The sequence below is a fragment of the Chryseobacterium sp. Mn2064 genome (assembly GCF_049319685.1).
GTDB lineage: Bacteria > Bacteroidota > Bacteroidia > Flavobacteriales > Weeksellaceae > Chryseobacterium.
On record NZ_JBMOUE010000004.1, the window covers coordinates 254,548 to 279,390 of the forward strand.

24 protein-coding genes are annotated in these 24,843 nt (G+C 36.3%); 5 read left to right on the forward strand and 19 right to left on the reverse strand.

From position 1 onward, the window contains the following. The first annotated feature begins 21 nt into the window (after positions 1–21). Positions 22–1,434: a DUF5689 domain-containing protein gene (locus ACL9RH_RS16295; protein ID WP_422694419.1), complete on the forward strand. Its 1,413-nt coding sequence runs from the start codon at positions 22–24 to the stop codon at positions 1,432–1,434. Between the two features lie 121 nt (positions 1,435–1,555). On the opposite strand, the gene ACL9RH_RS16300 is transcribed toward ACL9RH_RS16295, so the two are convergent. Further along, positions 1,556–2,014 carry a hypothetical protein gene (locus ACL9RH_RS16300; protein WP_422694420.1) on the reverse strand — a complete coding sequence of 153 codons (459 nt, stop codon included), beginning with the start codon at positions 2,012–2,014 and terminating at the stop codon, positions 1,556–1,558. Between the two features lie 302 nt (positions 2,015–2,316). Between ACL9RH_RS16300 and ACL9RH_RS16305 the strand changes: the two genes are divergently transcribed. Further along, positions 2,317–2,529: a hypothetical protein gene (locus ACL9RH_RS16305; RefSeq protein WP_422694421.1), complete on the forward strand. Its 213-nt coding sequence runs from the start codon at positions 2,317–2,319 to the stop codon at positions 2,527–2,529. After that, positions 2,505–2,810 (forward strand): DUF7336 domain-containing protein, encoded by a 306-nt coding sequence (locus tag ACL9RH_RS16310; RefSeq protein WP_422694422.1) that lies wholly within the window; start codon positions 2,505–2,507, stop codon positions 2,808–2,810. Before ACL9RH_RS16305 ends, ACL9RH_RS16310 begins: the two co-directional genes overlap by 25 nt. A 46-nt stretch (positions 2,811–2,856) precedes the next feature. On the opposite strand, the gene ACL9RH_RS16315 is transcribed toward ACL9RH_RS16310, so the two are convergent. From ACL9RH_RS16315 to ACL9RH_RS16340, 6 genes are all read right to left on the reverse strand, one after another. Beyond that, complete coding sequence (locus tag ACL9RH_RS16315; protein WP_422694423.1) at positions 2,857–3,408, reverse strand: inclusion body family protein; 552 nt, start codon at positions 3,406–3,408, stop codon at positions 2,857–2,859. A gap of 272 nt (positions 3,409–3,680) precedes the next feature. Beyond that, positions 3,681–4,151 (reverse strand): DUF6702 family protein, encoded by a 471-nt coding sequence (locus ACL9RH_RS16320; protein ID WP_422694424.1) that lies wholly within the window; start codon positions 4,149–4,151, stop codon positions 3,681–3,683. Positions 4,152–4,209: 58 nt separating this feature from the next. Beyond that, a complete protein-coding gene (locus ACL9RH_RS16325; protein ID WP_422694425.1) occupies positions 4,210–4,962 on the reverse strand; it encodes a TIGR00730 family Rossman fold protein in 753 nt (250 codons plus the stop codon). An 8-nt stretch (positions 4,963–4,970) separates the two neighbouring features. Next, a complete protein-coding gene (locus tag ACL9RH_RS16330; RefSeq protein ID WP_422694426.1) occupies positions 4,971–5,684 on the reverse strand; it encodes a nucleotidyltransferase family protein in 714 nt (237 codons plus the stop codon). Between the two features lie 67 nt (positions 5,685–5,751). After that, complete coding sequence (locus tag ACL9RH_RS16335) at positions 5,752–6,168, reverse strand: RapZ C-terminal domain-containing protein (RefSeq protein ID WP_422694427.1); 417 nt, start codon at positions 6,166–6,168, stop codon at positions 5,752–5,754. A gap of 36 nt (positions 6,169–6,204) precedes the next feature. Then, positions 6,205–7,230, reverse strand: coding sequence for an aminoglycoside phosphotransferase family protein (locus ACL9RH_RS16340; protein WP_422694428.1), 1,026 nt, complete (start codon positions 7,228–7,230; stop codon positions 6,205–6,207). 174 nt (positions 7,231–7,404) lie between these two features. Here ACL9RH_RS16340 and xrtF point away from each other — a divergent pair, with 174 nt between their 5' ends. Next, positions 7,405–7,935 (forward strand): exosortase family protein XrtF, encoded by a 531-nt coding sequence (gene xrtF / locus ACL9RH_RS16345; RefSeq protein WP_422694429.1) that lies wholly within the window; start codon positions 7,405–7,407, stop codon positions 7,933–7,935. Next, positions 7,922–8,362 carry an exosortase F system-associated membrane protein gene (locus ACL9RH_RS16350; protein ID WP_422694430.1) on the forward strand — a complete coding sequence of 147 codons (441 nt, stop codon included), beginning with the start codon at positions 7,922–7,924 and terminating at the stop codon, positions 8,360–8,362. Before xrtF ends, ACL9RH_RS16350 begins: the two co-directional genes overlap by 14 nt. Before the next feature lie 49 nt (positions 8,363–8,411). Here the strand turns inward: ACL9RH_RS16350 and ACL9RH_RS16355 are convergent, their stop codons facing one another. The 12 genes from ACL9RH_RS16355 to dnaB all read right to left on the reverse strand — a co-directional run bounded on the left by ACL9RH_RS16355 (position 8,412) and on the right by dnaB (position 24,742). Further along, positions 8,412–9,410: a cation diffusion facilitator family transporter gene (locus tag ACL9RH_RS16355; protein WP_422694431.1), complete on the reverse strand. Its 999-nt coding sequence runs from the start codon at positions 9,408–9,410 to the stop codon at positions 8,412–8,414. 57 nt (positions 9,411–9,467) lie between these two features. After that, on the reverse strand, positions 9,468–10,457 hold the full coding sequence (locus tag ACL9RH_RS16360) for an aspartate-semialdehyde dehydrogenase (RefSeq protein ID WP_422694432.1): 990 nt from the start codon (positions 10,455–10,457) through the stop codon (positions 9,468–9,470). Between the two features lie 67 nt (positions 10,458–10,524). Next, complete coding sequence (locus tag ACL9RH_RS16365) at positions 10,525–10,962, reverse strand: hypothetical protein (protein ID WP_422694433.1); 438 nt, start codon at positions 10,960–10,962, stop codon at positions 10,525–10,527. A gap of 86 nt (positions 10,963–11,048) precedes the next feature. Next, the gene (locus tag ACL9RH_RS16370; protein WP_422694434.1) at positions 11,049–13,664 is read right to left on the reverse strand and encodes a TonB-dependent receptor; all 2,616 of its coding nucleotides are present in this window, start codon (positions 13,662–13,664) and stop codon (positions 11,049–11,051) included. A 208-nt stretch (positions 13,665–13,872) separates the two neighbouring features. After that, the gene (gene nadC / locus ACL9RH_RS16375; RefSeq protein WP_422694435.1) at positions 13,873–14,733 is read right to left on the reverse strand and encodes a carboxylating nicotinate-nucleotide diphosphorylase; all 861 of its coding nucleotides are present in this window, start codon (positions 14,731–14,733) and stop codon (positions 13,873–13,875) included. A gap of 10 nt (positions 14,734–14,743) precedes the next feature. Continuing rightward, the gene (locus ACL9RH_RS16380) at positions 14,744–15,307 is read right to left on the reverse strand and encodes a hypothetical protein (RefSeq protein ID WP_422694436.1); all 564 of its coding nucleotides are present in this window, start codon (positions 15,305–15,307) and stop codon (positions 14,744–14,746) included. Between the two features lie 95 nt (positions 15,308–15,402). Beyond that, a complete protein-coding gene (nadB, locus tag ACL9RH_RS16385) occupies positions 15,403–16,974 on the reverse strand; it encodes an L-aspartate oxidase (RefSeq protein ID WP_422694437.1) in 1,572 nt (523 codons plus the stop codon). A gap of 31 nt (positions 16,975–17,005) precedes the next feature. Further along, the gene (locus ACL9RH_RS16390) at positions 17,006–17,632 is read right to left on the reverse strand and encodes an NAD(P)H-dependent oxidoreductase (RefSeq protein WP_422694438.1); all 627 of its coding nucleotides are present in this window, start codon (positions 17,630–17,632) and stop codon (positions 17,006–17,008) included. A 120-nt stretch (positions 17,633–17,752) separates the two neighbouring features. Next, complete coding sequence (locus ACL9RH_RS16395) at positions 17,753–20,011, reverse strand: T9SS type B sorting domain-containing protein (protein WP_422694439.1); 2,259 nt, start codon at positions 20,009–20,011, stop codon at positions 17,753–17,755. A 201-nt stretch (positions 20,012–20,212) separates the two neighbouring features. After that, positions 20,213–22,471: a lectin-like domain-containing protein gene (locus ACL9RH_RS16400; RefSeq protein ID WP_422694440.1), complete on the reverse strand. Its 2,259-nt coding sequence runs from the start codon at positions 22,469–22,471 to the stop codon at positions 20,213–20,215. A 166-nt stretch (positions 22,472–22,637) separates the two neighbouring features. After that, the gene (gene rnhA, locus ACL9RH_RS16405) at positions 22,638–23,114 is read right to left on the reverse strand and encodes a ribonuclease HI (protein ID WP_422694441.1); all 477 of its coding nucleotides are present in this window, start codon (positions 23,112–23,114) and stop codon (positions 22,638–22,640) included. A 38-nt stretch (positions 23,115–23,152) separates the two neighbouring features. Next, the gene (gene dnaB, locus ACL9RH_RS16410; RefSeq protein WP_422694442.1) at positions 23,153–24,742 is read right to left on the reverse strand and encodes a replicative DNA helicase; all 1,590 of its coding nucleotides are present in this window, start codon (positions 24,740–24,742) and stop codon (positions 23,153–23,155) included. Positions 24,743–24,843: the final 101 nt, after the last annotated feature.

A 24,843-nucleotide genomic window follows, 5' to 3' on the forward strand; every position in this document is an offset into this window, starting at 1 on the left:
TAAATTTAAAAATTGAAAACAATGAAAAATATATATTTTAAAGCGGCCATTTTTAGTGCCATTTCCATGCTGACGATCTCGTCATGTGTAAAATCCGATGACTATGATGTGCCGGAAATTCAGTGTACAAACAAATATGCAGCAGCGAATCACCAGTTATCAGAATTGGCAGCCATTGCAAAGCCAAAACCTACAGATGCAGATATCATTAAAGAAGATTATATCGTAGATGCATATGTGACTTCAAGTGATGAATCTGGAAACATCTACAAAATGATGTTCCTTCAGGACAAACCTGAAAACCCTACACAAGGTATTGAAATTGATATCGATGGTGGAAACCAGTATCTTGATTTCCCTACAGGAGCTTTGCTAAGAATTAACCTGAAAGGTTTGATCGTTCAGGGGTCTAACGGAAATATCAAAGTAGGTTCTTATGATCCTAACTATTCAGTAGGAAGAATTAACCCGAACAAAGTTTCAAATTATTTAACTAGAGTGTGTGATGGTCAGAAGCCGGTAGTTGCTACAATCAAGCCTCTTGAGTTTAACTCTATTGCTGACGCTCTTAAAAACGGAGCTCACATTAACCAGCTTGTAAAAATCAAAAATGTTCAGTTTGAAGATCCGGAATTAACGAAAAACTTCTCTGACGATACTGCAACCGGAGACCGTTATATTGTTGACAAAAAAGCAGCAAGATTAGACCTTCGTTTCAGTAACTTCGCGACGTTTGCAAAATCTCCGATCTCTCCTAAGTATGCGAAAAGTGGTGATATAGTTCTTCTATTAAGCCGTTATACAAGTCCAAGTAACCCAACTTCTACTACTTTCACAGAGCAGGCTTATATCAGAGACCTTTATGACCTGAACTTCCCGAACGACAGATTTAACCCAGGTGAGCCAGAAGCTCCATCTACAAGTGCTGTAAATCTTTTTGCAGGATCTGATTTTGAAAACTGGACAACTTTCTTATCAAGTGTAAACAGTTTCGGACTTAAGCCTTATGCTACTCAAGGTGTTGGTTTAGGATACAACAATACCAACTCACTTCAACTTAAAGGTACACCTACTGCTAATGATTATGTATTTACATCAGTTGCAGCTACAGGAATCCCTGCTGTACCAAAAAGAATTACTATGTATATCAAAGGTACTGCAACAGGAAAAACACTTTCTTTCAACGTTTATAAAGCTGGTGGAGGTTTCTATGTATTTAACTTAGGTACTTTCTCTACAGGGGCGACTTTAGGAGTAGAAAGTGCAAATTCTTACACAGGATCTATCAATACAAACGGACAGTGGAGATTAGTTGAACTTACACTTACAGGTATTACAGATATTAATACAACAGCAGGAAAAGATATGTTCGCTATTAAAACAGGTACTAGTGGTAACTATGATGTTCAGATTGATAACATCAGAATTGAGTAATACCTAAAAGTATTTTTTTATTAAGGACAACTGATTAGTCCTAAATAAAAAAGGCTGTTTTCTTAATTGAAGACAGCCTTTTTTTCATTTTGAGAATTTTTGGTTTTATCGAGCCATAGACTTATTCACTTCTGAGGTTCATCTTTACTTCATGCTCGATTTCACTTTTATCATATTTAAATGGTATTTTAGATAATGACCACCCCACATCATATTGATTATAATTTTTATAGATATGATACTTATTTAAAGAATCAGTAATGTCAAATTTGTCTAATATCAAATATCCATTTCTGATATTAGTGGAATCATAAACAACGAGATATTTTCGTCCATTAATGAATTCTCCGTCTTGATGGGCATTTCTAATAACTCCTTTCTCATATTTGAAGGTAAAGTCGTTCCCCTTTCTACGTGCTCTATCTCCATAATAACCAGAAGTAATTTCTCCTACAGTATATTTGGCATTTTTAAGTATTACTGTTGTTGGCGGGCTTATAGCCTTATACTTAAAAAAATATATGATCCAGCCTATACCACAGATTATTATTATTAATAAAACCTTATTCTCTCTTTTCATTGAATACCTATTATTTTACTTCCCGATTAACAGCATTCCCTGCACTGTTAACAACAGTTTGTATACCCGTTTCATATAATATGCTTTCTACAAGTTTATTTTCCATATTTTGCAGGCATCGATATATTAATAAAATTGTTTTATAAATTTACTTTATTTCATTAATAGGGAAAGAAATCTTTAAAAAACTCTTTCATTTCTTTTTCTTTTTGGAAGATTATTCTTTTTTGTCTTCCTTTGTAAGCTATATATTGAAATATCATAGGAAAAACAATTCATTTTAAAATTTTTATAATTGAAGTATGGAATATTTTATTTATACTTTGAATCATACTTATACCGATGAAACTCATACTGCTACTAAGTTTCTCGGATTTTTCAATAGTCTGGAGGATTTGGAAGAAATAAAACAGAAAGCGGTTCTTTTATCTGGATTCAGAGATTATCCTGATTGTTTTGTTACGGATTGTTATATTCTGGATAAGATACATTGGAAGGATGCTTTCAGAATGTAATTGGAGAAATAGGGCGGGATTATATTAAAAAGGGAGATATCATTGATGATCATTGTATTTCCATTAAAGAACTAGGCATTAATACGGTTTTTAGTCTCAGTCATTCCTATACTATTCATACATTTTTGGACGATGAGAGATATATCGGTGTATTTTCATCTTTGGATAAAGCTGAACAGGCTATTGATCAACTTAAAAAGAAACCCGGATTCAGAGATTATCCAAATGATTTTAATATCAGTGAACTTGATCTGAAAGTCCTTTTATGGTCTGGATTTTAAAATCCAAAAAAAACCACTGTCTTAGCAGTGGTTTTATTATTTTCGTTTATTTAACCGTAATTGTTGGATCCCAGTAAAAGTACCCGTAAAGGATCTGTTTGTTACTGTCTTTAGGATCTAAAATATAAAGCCCAAACTGTACGTAGAAGTTCTCTTTTCCAGTAGATCTTACTTTTGAATCAATACTGGCAAAGCTGATATCTGCACTGGTGGCCGGGAGGCCGTTTAAAGAATTTACATCCGGTACAGCAGCTTGCTTTCTTCTGACAGAATTGTATACGAAATTATTAAAAACCTGATCTCCAGACCAGTACTTAATATTATAAATAATAACTGCGTCATCCGAATTCTGATAGATTGAAGTTCCTCTGAAAGAAACCGTATCTCCGGCTCTTGCACTGAAGTTAAGATCAGCAGAGCCTTGCCCTGATATAGCATTGGCATTTGAGACAATCATATGCTGGCTGTTGTGGTCTATTCCTACAGGTTTGTTGGGATCTGTACTGGGACTTTTATAATTCTCTCGTACATAATCTGTGTCAATTACGATCAGGACATCTATGGCCTGGCTGGACGATTTAAGTTCTATATCTTCCATGATATTTAGTTTTGTTTGGTGTTTTCTTACTCATTGGGCTTTTCAGATTCCGCCCCGTGATTAAAGTGATCCGGCTTCACCTGTTGGGTTGTAATTACAATACAAATGTACATTGCTGAAAATGAAAATATTAGAGTGAAAATGCTGAAATTTAAGATTAGGTATTTGTACTTAATTAATCTCTTTGATGTGATTTTTTATCAGTCCAAAAAAATACCCTAAAGAATTGTATTCCTTAGGGTAGCCATTTATAATGGTTTGTTTAATTTTCTTTAAAAAGAAACCTCGTTAACTTCTTTTCCTCTTTGGAAATTCATCATTTTCTGACTTCCCTTATAAGCGATACTTACTAAGTTGATCTGCTTAGGAAAAGAACTTAAAAGGATCGTATTTTTAATCTTTAAGGTGCTTATATCCGAAACGCCTCCGGTTTCAAAATACACCCATACAGTTTCTCCACTGACCTGACTTCCCGTAAAGGTTATCGTTTTGGGAGCTCCATTGACAAATACATCAAAATTATTGTTCACATATTTTTTTACCTCTGCTTCAAATCCTGCTGTGTTCGGATTGATCTTAATAGCATCAGAGATATGGCTTGTATTCATTTTTGTGGTAAACTTCAATGTCTTGCTTCCATCAATATAGTCCACTTTGGTCATTGAAGAGAAAAAGTCTGCATACATAAAACTCATTAACACAAAAAATGTTAAAATTCCTGATATATATAAAAGTTTTTTCATCTTAATTAATAGATTTACAATCATTCTTGCTAGTTATAAGTCACAAATAATATGCCAATTAAAAATTCACATTCACAGAATATTTATCATAAAAAGCTTTAATATGTGCTACTGCCTCGTCAGCAGTATCTACCACACGATATAGATCAAGATCATCTTCAGCAATCATCCCGTCTTTTAGTAGGGTTGCTTTAAACCAATCCAGTAATCCACCCCAGAATTCAGTTCCTACCAATACGATTGGGAATTTACCGATTTTATTAGTCTGGATAAGTGTCATCGCTTCTGTTAATTCATCCAACGTACCAAACCCTCCAGGCATTACAACGAACCCTTGAGAATACTTTACGAACATTACTTTTCTTACGAAGAAGTAATCGAAGTTCATAGAATAGGATTTGTTGATGTAAGGATTAAAATGCTGTTCAAAAGGAAGATCGATATTCAAACCGATAGATTTCCCTTTTGCATTGAAAGCTCCTTTATTTCCTGCTTCCATAATTCCCGGGCCACCGCCGGTAATGATTCCAAAGCCTAATTTTGTTATTTTTTCGGCAATTTCTACTGCCATCTGATAATATGGGTTTTCCGGCTTCAAACGGGCAGAGCCAAATATGGATACGCATGGACCGATCTTAGCCAGCTTTTCGTAGCCGTCTACAAATTCAGCCATGACCTTAAACACCATCCAGCTGTCTTTGGTGATGGTTTCATCCCATGTTTTCTGTCTGAAACTGTTGTGCAGTTTTGTTTCGTTTATGTCAAGTTCCGGATTTACTAAACTTTCATCCCTAGTTCCATCAAGTTCCATTGCAAAATTTATTTAAAATATTTTTCGGCCTCTATTACAGATGAAGGTCTGCCAACATCTACAAGAATACTGTTGTGAACAAAACCGTGTATATGTTCGGTTTGCATCAGATCCAGATATTCTTCCATAACAGAAAATTTGCCTGTTCTTTTTATTTTTTCAAAGATCAGAGGGTTGATGCAGTGAATGCCACTGAAAGCAAGTGCTTTAAAACCTTTGTTGAACTCAGCAAGACGTTGTTCTCCCGTCTGTACATTCAGCCATCCCCTCAAAACCATTTCATCATTGAAAAGAAGTTTTCTCGAACTTTCTCTATCCGAAACCGCTAAAGTAGCAAAATCTTTTATCTTTTTGTGGTATTCTACTAATGCATTGATATTCATATCTGTTAAAATATCAGCATTCATGATTAGAAAGTCTTCTCCATGATCCAGATATTTTCTTGCAAAAATCAAGCCGCCACCGGTTTCGAGGAGTTCATTGCTCTCATCAGAGATCTCAATTTTGCATCCGAAATGATCATTTTTCTTTAAAAAATTAACAATCTGATCTCCAAAATGATGGATGTTGATTACAAAGTCTTTTATTCCGAAACTTTTTAAATAGTTAATATTTCTTTCCAAAAGTGGAACATCATTTACTTTTGCCAACGCTTTTGGATGGTGATCGGTAAAAGGTTTAAGTCTGGTTCCTTTTCCTGCAGCGAAAATTAGAGCTTTCATAATAGTATAGGTAATGAATGATGGGTAATGAGTAATATAAAATTGATCAGAAAATTACTGAGTCTCGTTACGGATTACTCATGTTCAATTGTGGCTGTTCATCGTGATGAAGACTTACTTCTGTTCCTTCAGGATATTTTTCTTTGATAAATTCAGCAATTTTGATGGCAGAATACACGGATCTGTGCTGACCGCCTGTACATCCGAAATTGATTTGCAGATGCTCAAAACCTCTTTCCAGATAGTCTTCAATATTGATCGAAACAAGAGATTTTATAAGTTCCAGGAACTTTGGCATTTCAGTTTTGGTTTCAAGGTATTCCTGAACTCCAATGTCATTTCCGGTCTGGCTTTTATACTCTTCAATTCTTCCGGGATTTAAGATTCCTCTGCAGTCGAAAGCGAAACCTCCGCCGTTTCCAGAATTATCCTTGGGAATTCCTCCTTTTTTATACGAAAAACTGTGTATGTCTATGTGTAGCATTCTTCTTCTATTTTATTGTTGAGCCATTAAAGGTTTTTAATGGTTGGGGTTAACTATTTGTTCAATGTTGAATTGAGCTTTTTCTGATGTTAATTGTTGGATGACTTTCTTCAGTTCCGGATAGTTTTTCATTCCGTCCCAGGAAACTGCAAATTCTGTGATATTTTGGATTCCCTTCTCAAGACTTGCCATGAAATGTTGTTTTCTTTGGATTAATCCTCTGAAGCCATAGGCTCCCAATACCTGTAGAAATCTCATCATCTGTATAGGCTGTATACTTTCTTTTAATTGATTTTTTACCTCAGAATCTTCGAACTGACTGATATAAAACTCAAGCATTTCGTTTTTAAAATCTTCCGGGAAATTGGCTTTTGCCTGAAACAGAAAAGAGATCACATCATACATTAAAGGTCCCTTCATAGCAGATTGATAATCAATAAATGAAACGTTATTTTCTTCATTTACCATAATGTTTCTTGCCTGAAAGTCACGAATCATAATTCCCTTAGGTTCAAGATTTTCAATAAGTGTAACAATCTGTTTGAATTCTTTCAGTAATGTAGACTTATTATATTCAAGTTCCAGAACATCTGCTACAAAGTTTTTAAAGTAGTAAAGATCGTGTATTACAGGCAGTTCGTCATAACTTTCATACTCAAATGTTTTCGAGTAATCTATTCTTCCCTGGGTGTGTATTTGAAGCTGAAATAATTTTTCTAAAGTTTGCTGTACCAATTGTTTTACATTGGATGAGGTATTTTCCTTAGTAATCACTTCAGAAAGAGTTTTTGCTCCCAAAAATTCCTGTATATACATTTTTTTGTCGTCCGAAACGGCAAAAATGTGTGGAGTGTTTAAACTGAGTTCAGAAAATACTTTGGAATAATAAAGGAAACTTTCGTTTTCCGGGATATTTTCATTGTAGGTGATGATGTACTTTCCAGAATCAGTGGAGGCGAGGAAGTTAACCCGCGCAGAGCCGCTTTGAGCCAGTGTGATGAATTCGGTCGATTTTTTCCCCAATTGGTTTTCGAAAAATCGTTTTGCGTTTTCAGAAGTCATAATAGAAAACAAATATAGTAATTTAAGGTGAGTTGGAAATATGAGGTGTTTTATAATTATTTTAGAAGTTATGTTGATGTTTTTTTTAGAATGGCTTCTCTTTGTTGTGATTTAAAATTCAGCTTTCTTCTCTCAAAATCAGGTTATTTTCACGCTAATTTTTATATTTGTATTATGTTTAAGGATTTTAAGCCGGTTTTGGGAATTCTGCTTCGTTTTATAATCATTTATCTGGTGCTGCTTTTTGCTTACCAGTTTTATCTGAATGGCAGTAAGTTTTCCGGACTGGATTCTTTTTCAAGAATGATTGCGAATAGAGTATGTGCTCTTCAAAATTCAATAGGATATCCCACCAGTCTTTATAATGATATAGAGAATAATCAGGTTTGGTTTTATGTAAATAGAGATTACAGGACGAGAATGGTGGAGGGATGTAATGCGGTTTCTGTGATGATTTTATTTGTGTCTTTTGTCTTTGCTTTTTACAAAGGAGCTAAAACATTTCTTTTTGTGGGAGCGGGGCTCATTGTATTGCATATGATAAATTTGTTTAGAATTGTAGGATTAAATATAGTCATGGTAGATCATAAGGAATATGGTACAATGTTCCACGATTTTATTTTTCCCGCTATCATTTATGGAAGTGTAATTGTGCTTTGGATGATCTGGATTAAATTTTTTGCTTTAAAACATGAAAATTCTTAATTGGCTTCTTGTCATCGTTGGAATCTGTGGATTGATAGGTGTTCGGGTTCTTGAAAACACGATTTTTTATGATCCTTTTCTCGGGTATTTCCACGAAGCGACCCAAAATATGGAATTTCCTTCTTTTGATTGGGGAAAACTTATTGTAAGCCATGTGTTCAGATTTGTTTTAAATCTTTTCTTTTCCTGTCTTATTATTTACGGTTTGTTTAAAAGCAAAGGATGGACTTTTCAGGGAGGAGTAATGATCGGAATTGTGTTTTTGATTTCGCTGCCCATTTATTTATACTGTATATATGACAGGTTTGAAATCGGGTATCTTTTTTCGTTCTACATGAGGAGGTTTGTGATACAGCCTTTGATTATCCTACTTCTTGTTCCCATGTTTTATTACAGGAAGCAGATGATAGGGAAGGAAGATAAGTAAGCCTAATAAAGATAAGAGCCGTTATAAATTATTTTCCAAACAGCGCGGGTTATTCTGCGGTATGTTTATAAACACTTGTTACATTTTCCGGTGTCCATTCTACACGTTTAATGAAGCTTTTCTCTCTTACGGGGCATTTTTCAATCTGACAGACAGAGCATGAGATGGGTTTACAGTCATCCATATGGAAATTAAACTCTATGGGACGTTTTATATTTTTAGCGAGAAGAATAATCACTTTCTCCATCTCACTGTGAGCATCACGAAGGTCATAATACCAGGGAAGTGTGATGTGGGCATCTATGTGTAGAGACGCTCCGAATTGCTGGATTTTCATGTTGTGTACATCTATCCATTCTTTCTTTCTGTTGTTTTCCAGAATTCTGATAACCTGATTTAATATTTCGGGGTCCTGTTCATCCATAATTCCGCTTAAAGATTTACGAACTATTTTGTACCCTACGAAAATAATATAAAGTCCAAAAATTAAGGCTACTACAGAATCCAGCCAATAGATTTTTGTGAAGTAAACAACCACCAAACTTCCTACGACTCCAAGGGTTGTAATGGTATCCGACTGAAGGTGTTTTCCTGAAGAAATAAGGACCAGAGAGTTTTCTTTTTCTCCTTTTTTTATTGAAATATATCCCAGAAGATAATTGATGACTGCCGTAGCAGCAATGATCCAGATACCAAGATCTATCTTACTCAAAGTTTTTCCTACGATAAGGCTGTTAATCCCTTCATAAATGATCATAATCCCTGCAATGGCAATAAGGGCCCCTTCGATTCCGGAAGTTACAAATTCTACCTTTCCATGACCGTAGGGATGGTCTTCGTCTTTGGGTTTGGCAGCCAGATGGAGTGAATACAGTCCCATAAATGCACTGATGACATTCACGATGCTTTCCATAGCATCAGAAAATACAGCATCGGAATTGGTAAGTTTCCAGGCAATAATTTTTCCTATAAAAAGAATCACTCCAAAGGCTGCAATAAGCTTCTGGAATCCTATTTTGTCTTTGTGGGTGTTTTTCTGGGTATTCATAATGAGTTTGATAAAAAAAAGAATCTCAATTTTGAGACTCTTTTTTATTTTGTTAGTTTATACTAAGTTGTTAGCTACAAGGTATTCTGCAATTTGTACAGCGTTTGTTGCTGCTCCTTTCCTCAGGTTATCTGCAACGATCCAGAGGTTGAGCGTTTTGGGCTGTGACAAATCTCGTCTGATTCTTCCCACGAAAACTTCGTCTTTTCCTTCGGAATAAAGTGGCATAGGGTAGTGGTTGTTTTTTACATCATCCATTACAATTACACCAGGAGTTTCAGATAAGATTTTTCTTACTTCATCCAGTTCAAATTCGTTTTCGAATTCAATGTTTACACTTTCAGAATGTCCTCCCTGAACTGGTACTCTTACAGCTGTTGCTGTTAAGTTGAAGGTATCGTCTCCAAGAATTTTCTTAGGCTCCTTCATCAGTTTGATCTCTTCTTTTGTGTAATCATCTTCGGCAAATACATCACAGTGTGGCAATGCATTTTTGAAGATCTGATAAGGATATACTTTTGCAGTATCATTTCCGCTGATTTCGCCGTTTAACTGGTCTACAGCAGCTTTACCTGTTCCTGTTACAGATTGGTAAGTAGAAACAATTACTCTTTTTAAATCATATTTTTTGTTCAAAGGTCCTAGAACCATTACCAACTGAATGGTAGAACAGTTCGGATTTGCGATGATTTTGTCTTCTTTTGTCAAAACATCAGCGTTGATCTCAGGCACCACTAATTTTTTATCAGGGTCCATTCTCCATGCAGAAGAATTGTCAATCACAGTTGTTCCTACTTCTGCAAATAGAGGAGCGAATTCAAGGGAAGTAGAACCTCCGGCAGAGAAGATGGCAATATCCGGTTTGGCAGCTATAGCGTCCTTCATGCTTACAATCGTAAATTCCTTCTGTTTATACTTCACCTTCTTGCCTACAGATCTTTCGGATGCTACCGGGATTAATTCTGTTACAGGGAAGTTCCTTTCTTCCAAAACTTTCAGCATAACTTGTCCAACCATTCCTGTTGAACCTACTACAGCTACTTTCATTGATTTAATTAAAAATTTAAGATTAAACTATTTATAAATTATAACGCATATAATTTTTCTTTATTTTTTAAGCCCCAAAGACTCTTGTCCAAGGGAACGCGAATGCAAATAAACCTACTGCGATCAATCCCATAATCACTACTCCTAAAGAAATAGTATCATTAGATTTTACTTTTCTGTTGACGATAGTCATCAAAACTGCTGCAATAAGCATAGAGAATGGATGTTCAACATATTGGAATCTTGAATAAGAATCACTCATTAATGTCCCTGCAGCCATCGCTGCTTTAACTCCTGGAGAAACAAGTAACAAGATTATTCCCGCTAAAAACTGAACATGGAAGAAAATCATTGTAAAAAGAGTTGTTTTCTTTAAGAATTTGTTCACCTTTCCACTGAAACCGAACATGGTAGCTAAAAGAGCAATGATAAATAAAGCAACCAAAAGAAGCTCAAGATACCCAAATCCTTTGTGGGCATTAAGCAAAATGTTGTAAAAATCCATACTTTCTATTTTTTGTACACAAAGATAACAAAAATCCCGGCTTAAAGCCGGGATTCATATTGAGAATATCTAATATTATGATTGTATTAGAAGTTGAATGATAAGGTTGCAGCCCATGTTCTTCCGAATCCGAAGAATACTCTGTTTGAAGGGTCAATACCTTTGTATAAGCTAGCTTGGTATGCATCATACTTTTGTTGCGCAGTAGTTGTTACTCCTCCTGTTGTAGTTGTAGTAAAGTCACCTGCATTTTTAACAAAATTATTAGTTGCACCATCTTGGATATAGGTAGTATCAAATAAGTTATATACGTTTACACCCACTGTGAAATATTGGCTAGCATCTTTTAATCTTATTTTATAAGAAACTCCTATATCTGTAAGATTGTAGTCTGGCAATTTCAATACTCCTCTGTCTTGATTAGCAACATTTGAGAAGGTAGCAATGTCAATTGAAGAATATAGCTTACCTACATAACGCCATCCAGCATAGATGCTTAGGTCTTTTACAGGTTTTACTGTAGCACCTAATGACGCAGTCATTTGAGGAATACTGTTACTGCTAGTTCCTCCTACTTTTACTTTATCAAGATAAAGAGTTGTTACGTTTGAAGTTCCAGCAACAGTTAAAGGATTGTTATTTCCATCAAATGTTGTTCCTGTTGCATTTCCTTTGTAGTAGTAATCACCCCAAGAGAACATACCATTAAATTCGATGAATTTATTAAGTCTGTAGTTTGCATCAACTTCAACCCCTTGGTGAATTTCTGTAATTCCATTCATTTCTGCATAAGCATCTGTCACATCAGGAACTTGAATGGTTCTTCTTAAAGCTCTATCTTTCCATTGCGTTCTATAAACATTAACATTTGCACTGAAGTTTGCAGATCTGAAGCCATAGCCAACTTCAGCAGAGAAAATTTTCTCGTTAGTAAGTTGAGGGTTAACAACCTGTTGGTTACTTGGATATACCGTGTTCATGAACGGCTGCTTGCTGTAGTAGCCAATGTTTGCAAAAACATTATGATTTTCAGAGATGTTATAGTTAGCTCCCCCTTTGATGTTGTATCCAAATATGTTTTTGAATCCTGTCTTTCTGTTTACAGTTTGATTTCTTTGTACTGTAACTCCATCCTGAACAAATTCGTCAATTCTTTGGTATGCCTGGTTGGATACTGATCCTTGTAAGAAAGCAGATAGTTTATCTTTAGTATATTCAACCTGACCAAATCCACTGTACCAAAGTACTTCTCCATCATTACTAAATCCAACTCTTTCATTTAGAGGAGTTTGGCTTCCTCCAAAAGGATTCCAACTTAGTTTTTTATAATCTGAAGTGGCAGTTACAATATTTGGTGCAATATTTTTGTTACCATTATCTTTGTATCCAGCCGCTCCATAAAGGTCAGAAACAACTTGGTAGTGATATCCATAGTAATATCTGTCATCTGTTCCTACTGAGAAGTTCCAGTTGTCATTAACCTTATGTTGGAAGTTTGCTAATATACCATACCAGTTATGAGAATTGATACTAGCTCTGCGAACTAGTGTACTTCCTGCTCCTGCTGTATTTAAATTAACTGCAGCATTCTCTGCAAATAATTTGTCGTAATTGTAAAGACCTTGTGCATCTCTAAAATAAGGCACACCGTTTACCGATGTTGAAAGAGTTCTACCATTTACTTTACCTAGATCAGCAGTTCCTCCACCTCTACCATTAGACATATATGCAACTGTACTCAATTTGGATTTATCATTGATAGTCCAATCCCAGTTTAGCATGATAACAGGTTTGTTATAATAATTTGATCTGTTAGATAAAGCAACTCTTTTTCCTTCACCATTCGTATAATATCCCCAGTCACTATTATAAGTTCTGTCAGGTTTTCCGTCATTATCTGGGTTATATCTGATATAATCAGCAATTGCTGGAGCATATGATCTCTGATCGTGCCATTGAGGAGCTCCGGTAATTGTAAACTGGAAATTATGCTTTTTATTAGGCTCCCAACCTAATGCAAAGAAATATGCATAAGCTTCGTAATCTGTATTTTGGATGTAAGTAGACCCTGATTGTCTGCTCATTAAGAATGAAGAAGACCAGCCTTTATCAGACTTACCCGTATTATAGGCAAATGAAGTTTTTAAATAGTCATTGTTACCAACTCCTAATCTTACAACACCTCCTTTTTTCATGTCTGCTGATTTGGTAATGAAGTTCATTGTACCCCCAACAGAAGCAATTGCTAATTTAGAAGAACCAAGACCTCTTTGTACCTGCATGAAACTTGTTACATCAGATAATCCTGTCCAGTTTGAGAAATAAACAGTACCACCTTCCATATCGTTTACTGGCATACCGTTTACCATTACCGCAATGTTTCTAGACTCAAATCCACGCATTACAATTTGAGAATCTCCAAAACCACCACCACCTTTTGTAGCATATACAGAAGGAGTTGTATTTAGCAATTCGACAAGCTCTTGGTTTCCTTGTCTTTCTAAAATCTGTGCAGCCTTAATAGTAGATACTGCAACAGGTGTCTTTCTATCTTTCGCGATATCTGTAACACCTCTTAGGATTACTTCCTCAATGTCTTTGGATTTAGTCTTAGCTGTATCCTGAACTTCTTGAGCGTAATAGACGCTAGCCGTTGATAATGTAATTACCGCAGTTAGAATCGATTTGTTGATTAATTTCATAATCGTTAGTAATAATTAGATTTAATTTTCTGCAAAATTCGCAAAATAAAATTTAACTATTATTAACTTAATGTTAATTTTTACTCAATCTTAATAATATTAATTCATTGATTTTCAGTCATGTAAATAAAAAACGAGTTTTTACATGAAAAAAGTCATGTTGTTGAATTTTTAACAAAGTGGGGGTGTTTTTGTTAAAAATTCAACGCTATTTCACTGCTTTGAGACTCAGATCGATATTCTCAGCCGAGTGTGTAAGGGCTCCTACAGAGATATAGGTGACTCCTGTTGAAGCAATTTCTTTTAGCATATCGCGGGTAATTCCACCGGAGGCTTCTGATTCGCAAGAATTGTTGATCATCTTTACAGCCTGTGTCATTGTTTCCACATCCATATTATCCAACATGATTCGGTCTACTTTTGCGTTGATCGCTTCCTGAACTTCTTCAAGATTTCTTGTTTCAACCTCTATTTTTAACTTTTTTTTGTTCTTCTTAACGTAATCTTTTGCCATTGCCACAGCATTGGTAATACTCCCGTTGTAATCAATATGATTATCTTTCAGCATGATCATATCATAAAGACCATATCTGTGATTGGTTCCTCCTCCAATGGCAACCGCCCATTTTTCACACATTCTGAAGTTTGGAGTGGTTTTTCTTGTATCTAAAAGCTTGGTTTTTGTACCTACCAATCTTGAATCCCAGTCATGAGTAAGAGTTGCAATTCCACTCATTCTTTGCATACAGTTAAGAACAAATCTCTCCGTAGAAAGTATAGATCTTGCACTTCCTGTTACGATAAGGGCTACATCTCCGAACTTACAAGGAGTTCCGTCTTTAATAAAAACTTCAACGTTAAGATTTTTATCAAAAGTTTTGAAGATAATTTCTGCGAGTTCAACTCCTGCAAGAATACAGTCTTGTTTTACCAATAGCTTTGCACTTTGTTCCAGATCCTGCGGAATGGTAGAAAGGGTAGAGTGGTCGCCATCCTGAATATCTTCTTCAAGAGCATTTTTTATGAATGTCTTTAATACTTTATCTGTAACGTATGCTGGTCTTTTCATATTTTTGACTTTAGTAATAATAAGATGATCTTTTTCCGAATAATAAATCGTGAATGATGAATAGCAAAATTACTTCATTTTCTTTAGCTTTTACTTTTTCAAATTCTATTTTATTTTTTAGGCGGTTGTTATCCGGATCTGTACCTTCAAATTCTATAACATATTTTCCATCACTTTTTCCAATTTTAAAAGTTGGATCAAGAAAATATCTCCAGTTGAGATCCTCCCAACGATATTCACGGTTATGAAACAAAAGTATATTTTTTCTGAATTCTAAAATAGGGTATTGTGGATTGTTAATGTAGTAAAGTGTCAGATTCAATTGGTTATCCGTAATAATTTCATCCAGATCAAATTGCTTGTTCCCAAAATAGTAAGGTATTCCCAACTTATTAATATTACATAATAAGTTTAATGGGAGTGGATGTTTTGCTCTGGAAATAACCCTCTTTTTAAAAAATCCAAAAATATATTGTGTTAGAAATAGAGAAACACCTAATGCCGTAAGAAATATTAAGTATGAAAGATTATGCAGTTTGAAAAGGAAAAGAAAAGACATTGGAATTGCTATCATTATTGAAAATATGAATATTCGTAAAAAATATAGAATATTAACAATAGTAAGAATCTTCAGACTAAATATTTCCATTCCTTTAATTCTGAAATATTTTAAGCTAAATCTTTATTGTAAAATGCCCCTTTGTTCTCTGTCATTTCCATGGATTGGGTAATGATGAGGTGGGCAACAGTGGTTAAATTTCTTAATTCTGAAAGCTGTGGAGAAAGAATAGAGTAGTGGTAGATTTCATCCACGGCTGCTGCAATTTCCTGATGTTTTTGTAATGCCATATTCAAACGTCTGTTGCTTCTTACAATTCCTACAAGGTCACTCATCATTTCCTGAAGTTGTTTTCTCAGGTAGCTGACGATAACCATTTCATCCATGATCTTCATTCCTTCTTCATTCCACTCCGGAACGGCTTTCAGATCATCAAAATTGAAATTATTTTCGTTCAAAAGTTCAACTGCTTTCATCGCAGCATTATGGCCGAAGACCAGTCCTTCAAGCAAAGAATTTGAAGCAAGCCTATTGGCTCCGTGAAGTCCTGAATTGGTACATTCGCCAACGGCAAAAAGATTTTTAATAGAAGATTGTCCGTCTCTGTCTACTTCAATTCCTCCCATTAAGTAATGGCATGCAGGAACAACAGGTATCAATTGGGTGAAAGGATCAATTCCTTCGTCTTTACATTTTTTATAGATATTCGGGAAGTGCTCCAGGAATTTTTCATGGTTCATTTCCTTACAATCTAAGCCTACAAATTCATCACCGGTAATTTTCATTTCGGCATCTATCGCTCTTGCGACAATGTCTCTTGATGCAAGTTCTTCACGCTCATCATACTTATGCATGAATTTTTCGCCTCTTTTGGTTCTTAACTTCGCTCCGTCTCCACGTACCGCTTCTGAAATTAAAAACAACATTCCATCCATTTTACTATACAAAGCTGTTGGGTGAAACTGGTAGTACTGCATATTGGAAACCTTTCCCTTGGCACGGGCTACAAAAGCAATTCCGTCTCCTGTGGCAATAGTTGGGTTGGTGGTATTTTTATAAACATGTCCGGCACCTCCTGTGGCTGCCAGTGTTATTTTAGAAGTAATTTTTTTGATTGTTTTGGATTTCTCATCCAGGATATAAGCACCGTAGCAATGGATATCTCCTTCATTAAGCTTTTTTCCAGGAACGTGGTGCTGAGTAATGATATCAATTACATAGTGATGATCCAGAATCTCTATGTTCGGACTGTTGTTGGCTGTTTGCAGTAAAGCTCTTTCAATTTCGAATCCTGTGATATCTTTATGATGAACGATTCTGTTTTCGGTGTGGCCGCCTTCTCTTCCCAAAGCAAATTTTCCGTTTTTCATATCGAATTGGGCTCCCCATTCTACAATTTCGTTGAATCTCGCAGGAGCTTCTTTTACCACCATTTCCACTACATCGCGTTTGTTTTCGCCATCTCCGGCACGCATGGTGTCGTCAATATGTTTTTGGAAGTTATCATTTTGAAAGTCTGTGACTACAGCAAGCCCGCCTTGGGCATATTTGGTGTTGCTTTCGTCTTCATCAGATTTGGTGACGATGATGATCTTGGCATCAGGGAGCTGTTCAGAAACTTTAATGGCATAGGAAAGTCCGGAAATGCCGGAACCAATAACTAATACATCCGCTTTTATCATATGCTTGCTTTAGGTACAATCGTTTAAAAGATTAAATAAATTTAAACAATTTTTCGTTTGGTTTTCTTACTTTTTTCATGTGTTGGAACAGATCTTCTTCTGAGCGGTAACCTAAAGCGAGGGTAACGGTTACTTTTTCTTTTTCGGGGTCTATTTCTAAAATCTCCTCGATAAGATCCTGGCGGAAGCCTTCCATAGGGCAAGAGTCTATATTTTCAATAGCAGCGGCATACATCAGATTGGCCAATACTATATAAGACTGTTTTTCTGCCCAATTGAAAATCTCATCCTGTGTTTTTTGATTAATATGCTGATTAATACTGTTTTTGAACGGGTCCAGTTTTTCAACAGGTGTTTCCCTGACTTCAGAAATGTGATTAAAATATCCGCGGATATAATTCTCTTCAATTGTTTTCTTTGAGATAATAACAACAAGATGGGAGCATGTGGAAATCTGAGATGGGTTGTAAAATGCAGGAATCAGCCTTTGCTTCATGTTTTCACTTTCAACAATAACAATTTTATACGGTTGAAGTCCCAAAGAACTGGCAGACAGTTTTCCCGACTCAAGAATATTATGAAGAGTTTCCTGAGGAATAATTTGATTATTAAATTTCTTTACAGAATATCTTCTGCTTAAAGCTTCCAAATAATTCATAGCACAAATTTAAGCATTGAATATGAATAAAGGCTCTTTAAAATGAAATATCTCCTCCGTTTAAATACAAAAAATCACCCCGGCTGGCGGAGTGATTTTTTTAGTAATATGGAAATGAATTTAATTTCTGTTTTTTACAACAATCCAACCGGAGAAATTGATTGGTGTGCTGTGTTTGTTATTTTCTTTCCAGGAAACAGAATACCAGTAGTTTCCGGTAGGAACTTTTTTACTTCCTTTGGTTGTTCCTGCCCATTTGTAGCCATTGGTTTTATCAGCCTGGAATATTTTAGAGCCATATCTGTCGAAAATTGCTATTTCCAGATTCTGTTTACCGGAAAGTGCGGAATAATCTACAAAATCATTGATTCCGTCGTCATTCGGGGTAATAATGTTAATCAGGTTAGGAACGGTAATATTGATCTCAATAGGCGTACAGTTGTATGCATCTTTCACATATACCTTAGCTTCGCCTCTGGCAATATTGGTAAATATATTGGAATCCTGCCAGTTGATATTATCCATCGAATATTTATAAGGGATTGTTCCTCCGTTGGCATATATCGTAACGGTATTTCCTGAAATATCAATGCTTGTAACAACCGGATTTTCTGCCGGATAAATTGTTACCAGCTGCGTAGCAACACAGTCTCCTGTTTTAAGTTTTACCCAGTAAGTTCCTACTCCTACATTAGAGATAGATTGTGTGGTAGCACCGGTGCTCCATTCGTAGCTTTTGAATCCAGGCCCTGCATCTAATGTAGTTTTGCTTTCCATACAAATGGTTTTGTCTTTTAAAACCGTTGATAAAACGGGTGTAATTACTGTTAAAGTAACTTTTGCAATGGAATAACATCCATCAGAGCTGAACACCTTAATATAAGCAACACCACTAGGAGCAATATAAGCTGCCGGAGTTGTGATTTCATTAGTCTCATCAATGGCATCCGTTAAAGAAGGAAAGTATTTTTTTGATGCTCCACCCTGAGAAACTACTGCTCCGATAAGATTGAAAGAAGCAAATGCCGGAGTGTTTTCAATAAAGCATGATCTTAATTCAGTGTCGTTTACCGTAACAACAGGATATAGTTTAAGTGTAATTTTAGCTGTACTTACACATCCCTGCGCTGTGGTTACTTTTACATATATGGTAGCAGCCGGAGATGCGTATGCATAAGGATTGGTGATCGGGTTGATCCCGTTATTCATATCGTATAAACTGGAATAGAATTCCTTGGTAACACCTGTAAGTGTTGTCACTGCTGCCGTATCTAGGTTGAAGGTGGCAGTTCCTGCATTATTGTTATTACATCCTGTAAGAGTGGCGTCCGTTGCTGCGAACGGTGTAGGATTGAGTTGAATAATACCATCTCCGTTGTCACATAATGTGGAAGTTGGATCTTTCACAATAACCTTGATGGTTGTATTTCCGGAATATTGAAAACTTGCAGGGTTGGCAATAGGCGTAGAACTTCCTAATACATAATATGTGAAAATATAATTTGAAGGATTGTTTACAAACTGAGAATTGTAAGCAGTAAGATCTACAATGCCGGTTCCGGTGGTAGGATTAGTACATACAAATGGAGTAAGAGTATTGCTTAAGATCGGAACTTTGTCTACAAATACTTTTGCATTTTTGATAGAGTGTCTTGCACTTGCTCCTCCTGTTGCGGCAGAAAAACCAAAGTATCCCTGCGACATTCCTACTGCCCCTCCTGAAGGAGCAAAAGATTGATCGACAATAAGAACTCCATCTATTTTTACTTTTATGATCCAATTGGTTGGATTGCTGAGATCTGTTTCACCGTTTACCTCTACGTGTCTGTAGTTGCTTCCTACAAATGGCTGTGTAGGATTAAGATCGGGAGAGTGAAAGGTACTGTTGGGCGTATTGTTGAATTCGATATTATTACCCGCAGTATTGTTTGTTCCATATAAAATATGAACCTTACTCATTTGGCCTTCGGTTGTATTGTTGAAAATATCAAACCCAACCATTAATCCTGATGCATTGGCAGGAATTCCCAGTCCACCTCCGGATACAAAGCCTGTCGGAGGGTTAGCCAGGTACCAGAATGTGAAACCATCTCCTCTTCCGAATTGTGTAGTTCCGTTTCCGTCAATTCTAAAATCGAATTCCACTTTCCATTTATCACAATAGCTTAGTGTGATGGGAGTGGATAATTTTATGGCTCCGTATTTACTGGTTTGGTCGGTTGTAAGCTGGATGAAGTCTCCATTCACGACAGCGTCAGAGACAAGGTCCCAGCCTGTTGTGTTTACCGGGTTCCCGGCGAGCTGGTAGGTTTGAGAAAATAAACTTCCTGGTAAGCATAGCAGTGTTGCCAGCAATAAAAAGAGTATATTTTTTTTCATAGTGGGTGGATTATGGTAATGTTAGTTTTAGTAGGGTTTTAATGTATTATATAATGTTGAATTTTGTTTTTAAATGATTGCAAATCGCTTTTTTGTGACCTTATATTTTAGTCATCCTATTTTGATTGATTTTGTCGTGTAGCTTTGATGATTTTAAAAATCAGAACTACTTCATATAAGAGGTAGTTCTGATGATATAGCTTAATTTCTGTTTTTTACAAGTACCCATCCTGAATACTTGGTTTCAGTATTGTTTTTATTGTCCTCATTCCATGAGATAGTGTACCAGTAGGTGCCTGTAAGTACTTTTTTACCAGAGGCAGTTCCGTCCCATGTGTAGTTTCTCATTTTACCGGCTTCGTAAAGCTTGTTTCCATATCGGTCATACACTGTGAAAAGAAGATTTTTCTTGTAAGCCAGAGCCGAATAATCAATGAAATCATTAACATTATCACCGTTTGGAGTGATGGCATTGATTAGATTAGGAACCGTAACCTGAACTTCTACAGGAGTACAATTGTAGAAATCTTTTACATAAATTCTAGCTTCTCCTCTTGGAAGACCGGTGAAAATATTAGACGTCTGCCAGTGGTATCCATCTAAAGAATATTGGTAAGGGGGAGTTCCTCCTGCAACATTTACAGTAATTGTATTGTTATCAATATCGATACTTGAAATAACAGGATTTGGAGATGCTTTTACATTCACTGGCTGCAAAGTAATACAGTTTCCTGTTTTAAGCTTTACCCAATAAGCTCCTACTCCAACGTCTTTAATAGATGAAGTTGTGGCTCCGGTGCTCCATTCGTAACCGTCAAAACCAGGGCCGGCATCCAGATCTGTTTTTTCACCTATACAAATGATTTTATCTTTCAGAATAGAAGATTTAACAGGAGGAAGCACAATTAGGTTGATCTTAGCTACAGCGAAACATCCATTGGCATCTGTTACTTTTGCATACACAGCTGTAGTGGTAGACATGTACTGTAACGGATTCATGATTTCATTAGTTCCATCCACAGCATCTATTACTGTTTTGTAATATTTTTTTGTGACGCCGGTTGTTAAATTAGTCACATCCGCAGTGGTTAAATTGAAGATGGCATTGGTAATATTATCTTCAATAAAACACGATCTCAATGTTGCTTCTTTTACCGAAGTATCAGTATAGAAAGTAAGAGTGATTTTAGCTGTTCCGGTACATCCCTGAGGAGTTGTCACTTTTACATATACCGTTCCCGGTGCAGATAAATAAGTGTTGGGATTTTGGATTTCGTTTGTATCTGTATTCAGATCTGAAAGGGTTTTGTAGTACTTTTTAACCACTCCCGGAACATTCGTCACATCTGCAGAATTTAAATTGAATACCGCTGTCCCTATTTTATTATTGTTACACTGAATCAATGTTTTGTCCTGTGCTACAAAAGGAGCCAGCACAAGTTGAATCTTGGCGTCAGGATTATCACAAAGAATTCCTGCATTATCCTTAATGACAACAGTAACCGTTGTGTTGGCATTAAACTGATAATTGGTAGGATTGCTAATAGGAGTAGAGCTTCCCAAAGGATAATACGTGAAAGTATAGTTTGAAGGGTTGCTCACAAACTGAGAGTTGAAAGTCGTTAAATTCACACTTCCATATCCTGTTGTCGGATTAGGACAGAAAGACTGAGTTGCCGTATCTTTAATGATCGGAACTTTATCAGTATAGATTTTTACATTTTTTATAGAATGTCTTGATCTTGCACCTCCTGTAGATGCTGAAAAACCAAAATATCCTACAGTCATTGCAGCGGCAGTGCCCGATGGAGCAAAAGACTGATTGCAAATTACATTTCCATCAATAGTTATTTTCACAATCCAATTCGTAGGAGCTGCCGGATCTACCTGAGCTGTTACTTCAACATGTTTGAAAGTAGCTCCCTGAAATGGCTGAGTAGTGTTCAGGTCCGGTGAGTGGAAAGAACTTCCGGGAACATTGAAGAATTCAACATTGTTCGTATCGGTCGTGTTCTGTACCTGCCCGTAAGCAACGTGAACTTTACTCATGGTAGCGGTCGTTGTATTGTTGTAAGTGTCAAATCCTACAATAAAACCCACCGCATTTTGGGAAACTCCCAATCCGGAACCCAATACGCTGGCAACAGGTGGGTTGGCAAGATACCAGAATGCAATTCCGTCTCCGTTGGACGTTTGGTTAGAATCCATTCTGAAATCAAATTCTACCCGCCATTTATCACAATACTTTAAATTAATAGGATCGTTCAGTCTTATCGATCCGGATTGGTTGTTGGTATCCGGTGTAAGCTGAATAAAATCGGTATTTACCTGAGTGGGAGTGACCATTGTCCATCCTGTGGTGTTAACCGGGTTGCCCGCAAGCTGATATGTTTGGGCGAAAGAATTTCCCGCGATACACAATAAAAGAACGGAAAAATAAAAGAGTAGCTTTTTATTCATTTAACTGGGACTTAGATTTATATAGGTAAAGATATTAAATCCCAAGTAAAAAATATATGTATACTGTTAAATTTGTTAAATAATTTAATTATTTTTTAATAAACGGTATTCCTTGTGATGGAATAATGAAACTTATATAGGAAAGGTTGTCTTTATTTAAATTAAATTAAAAAAGAGTGTTTTCCTCCAATCCTTCGAAATAGGTATCGATGTCAAGATCAGAAGAACTTGCGGCAGCTACAGCTAGCCTGTCGCAAAGTTCATTTTCAAAATGTCCTGCGTGGCCCTTTATCCAATGCATTTTAGGAGTATGTTTGCTGTAGAGTTCCACGAATCTTTTCCAGAGATCTTGGTTCTTTACATTCTTCCATCCTCTTTTGATCCATCCAGAAATCCAGTTTTGGTTGATGGCATCAGACACATACTTGCTGTCCGTATACACATGAATGTCATTTTCTGTTGATTTCAATTTTTCCAAAGCGGTAATCACAGCCAGAAGTTCCATTCTGTTGTTGGTCGTTTTTCGGAAACCTTTGGAAAATGTTTTCTGATAATTCTTTTCCGGTACACGCATGAGAATTCCATATCCTCCTTTTCCGGGATTTCCGCTGCAAGCTCCGTCTGTATAAATTTCGATTTTCAAACCTGTTTGTAAAATTAGATGAGGTTATATTCTATGATTTAGAAAGGAAAATCGTCATCATCGTCAAAGTCATTCATAGATGAGCCGGAAAGCTTCGAACTGTCCGGAAGATCAAATGCTGCTCCAGGTTGAATAGTTGTCTTTATTTTATCAAATCCGCTCGGCTCTCCGAAATTGGAAGGATATCCTCCTCCTGCGCCACCATCAAAGGCTGCTTCAATATCTCCGAATTTTGCGAAATGTTTTAAGAAAGATAACCGAACATCGGCCGTAGCACCATTTCTATGTTTTGCGATGATAAGTTCGGCTTGGTTTTCTGTAGAAGTTTCCTGTCCTTCTTCATCATTGTCCCAAACGGTAATTTTATAATATTCCGGTCTAAAGATGAATGATACAATATCGGCATCCTGCTCAATTGCTCCCGATTCCCTTAGATCTGAAAGCTGAGGTCTTTTTCCAGGACGGGCCTCCACACTTCTTGAAAGCTGTGAAAGTGCGATCACCGGAACGTTAAGTTCTTTGGCAATAGCTTTTAATGAACGGGAGATCATGGAAATTTCCTGCTCACGGTTTCCAACTCCTTTTCCGTTACTGCTACCAGCTGTCATTAGCTGAAGGTAGTCAACCATGATTAGTCTCACCCCATGCTGCATTACCAATCTTCGGCATTTTGCACGGAAGTCAAAGATGGAAAGGGAAGGTGTTTCATCAATATATAATGGAGCGTTTTCCAATTCAGATACATTGGAGAATAGTCTTTGCCATTCCTCATCATCCAAAGTTCCTTTTCTCAGTTTTTCGGAAGAAATTTTTGTTTCCGAAGCGATCATTCTGGTGATAAGCTGTACGGAAGCCATCTCGAGAGAGAATAGTGCCATTGGAATTTTGTGTCCTACTGCAATATTTCTCGCCATAGAAAGAAGGAATGCTGTTTTACCCATCGCCGGACGGGCTGCAATAATGATGAGGTCAGAATTTTGCCATCCACCGGTTTCCTTATCTATATCTCGGAATCCAGAAGGTACTCCCGAAAGTCCCTGTTTATCTTTTAATGATTTAATGGTATCAATAGCCTGTTTTACCAATGAGTTGGCAGTATCGAATCCTTTTTTGATGGTTCCGTTGGTGATTTCAAAGAAAGATTGTTCGGCTTTGTCCAACAGTTCAAAAACATCGGTAGATTCTTTGTAAGAAGAATCGATAACGTTGGCAGAAACATTGATAAGGCTTCTTAAAATATATTTTTCAAGAATAACACGTACGTGATATTCAATATGGGCAGATGAACTCACCCCCATGGTAAGATCAATGATGTAATGGTCTCCTCCTGCTTGACTCAGTTTATCTTCTTTTTTCAGATCCTGAATTATGGTCATTAAGTCGACCGGATGGTTACCTTCATAAAGTTTTAAGATGGTAGAGAATATGACCTGATGTCTGGGATCGTAAAATACTTCAGCAGTTAATAGGTCAATAGAATGATCAAGACCTTTTTTATCAATCAAAAAAGTTCCGATTACAAGTCTTTCAAAATCTACTGCATTGGGAGGCATTTTTCCATCCGCAATAGACAGTTCTTTTGCAAAGTTTCCGTGTGTTAGGGATGATAATGTTTCTTTTTGAGCCATGGTGCAAAGATAGCTTATTTAAAAAATAATAAAAAAATAGTATTCAACAAATTATTAGCAGTCTTTCGGAAGATACTGTCAATAGAAGGTTGTATATGTTG

Coding starts and splice junctions, on each gene's coding strand:
- ACL9RH_RS16295 (WP_422694419.1), top strand. CDS start 22: ATGAAAAATATATATTTTAAAGCGGCCATTTTTAGTGCCATTTCCATG.
- ACL9RH_RS16300 (WP_422694420.1), bottom strand. CDS start 2,014: ATGAAAAGAGAGAATAAGGTTTTATTAATAATAATAATCTGTGGTATA.
- ACL9RH_RS16305 (WP_422694421.1), top strand. CDS start 2,317: ATGGAATATTTTATTTATACTTTGAATCATACTTATACCGATGAAACT.
- ACL9RH_RS16315 (WP_422694423.1), bottom strand. CDS start 3,408: ATGGAAGATATAGAACTTAAATCGTCCAGCCAGGCCATAGATGTCCTG.
- ACL9RH_RS16320 (WP_422694424.1), bottom strand. CDS start 4,151: ATGAAAAAACTTTTATATATATCAGGAATTTTAACATTTTTTGTGTTA.
- ACL9RH_RS16325 (WP_422694425.1), bottom strand. CDS start 4,962: ATGGAACTTGATGGAACTAGGGATGAAAGTTTAGTAAATCCGGAACTT.
- ACL9RH_RS16330 (WP_422694426.1), bottom strand. CDS start 5,684: ATGAAAGCTCTAATTTTCGCTGCAGGAAAAGGAACCAGACTTAAACCT.
- ACL9RH_RS16335 (WP_422694427.1), bottom strand. CDS start 6,168: ATGCTACACATAGACATACACAGTTTTTCGTATAAAAAAGGAGGAATT.
- ACL9RH_RS16340 (WP_422694428.1), bottom strand. CDS start 7,230: ATGACTTCTGAAAACGCAAAACGATTTTTCGAAAACCAATTGGGGAAA.
- xrtF (WP_422694429.1), top strand. CDS start 7,405: ATGTTTAAGGATTTTAAGCCGGTTTTGGGAATTCTGCTTCGTTTTATA.
- ACL9RH_RS16350 (WP_422694430.1), top strand. CDS start 7,922: ATGAAAATTCTTAATTGGCTTCTTGTCATCGTTGGAATCTGTGGATTG.
- ACL9RH_RS16355 (WP_422694431.1), bottom strand. CDS start 9,410: ATGAATACCCAGAAAAACACCCACAAAGACAAAATAGGATTCCAGAAG.
- ACL9RH_RS16360 (WP_422694432.1), bottom strand. CDS start 10,457: ATGAAAGTAGCTGTAGTAGGTTCAACAGGAATGGTTGGACAAGTTATG.
- ACL9RH_RS16365 (WP_422694433.1), bottom strand. CDS start 10,962: ATGGATTTTTACAACATTTTGCTTAATGCCCACAAAGGATTTGGGTAT.
- ACL9RH_RS16370 (WP_422694434.1), bottom strand. CDS start 13,664: ATGAAATTAATCAACAAATCGATTCTAACTGCGGTAATTACATTATCA.
- nadC (WP_422694435.1), bottom strand. CDS start 14,733: ATGAAAAGACCAGCATACGTTACAGATAAAGTATTAAAGACATTCATA.
- ACL9RH_RS16380 (WP_422694436.1), bottom strand. CDS start 15,307: ATGATAGCAATTCCAATGTCTTTTCTTTTCCTTTTCAAACTGCATAAT.
- nadB (WP_422694437.1), bottom strand. CDS start 16,974: ATGATAAAAGCGGATGTATTAGTTATTGGTTCCGGCATTTCCGGACTT.
- ACL9RH_RS16390 (WP_422694438.1), bottom strand. CDS start 17,632: ATGAATTATTTGGAAGCTTTAAGCAGAAGATATTCTGTAAAGAAATTT.
- ACL9RH_RS16395 (WP_422694439.1), bottom strand. CDS start 20,011: ATGAAAAAAAATATACTCTTTTTATTGCTGGCAACACTGCTATGCTTA.
- ACL9RH_RS16400 (WP_422694440.1), bottom strand. CDS start 22,471: ATGAATAAAAAGCTACTCTTTTATTTTTCCGTTCTTTTATTGTGTATC.
- dnaB (WP_422694442.1), bottom strand. CDS start 24,742: ATGGCTCAAAAAGAAACATTATCATCCCTAACACACGGAAACTTTGCA.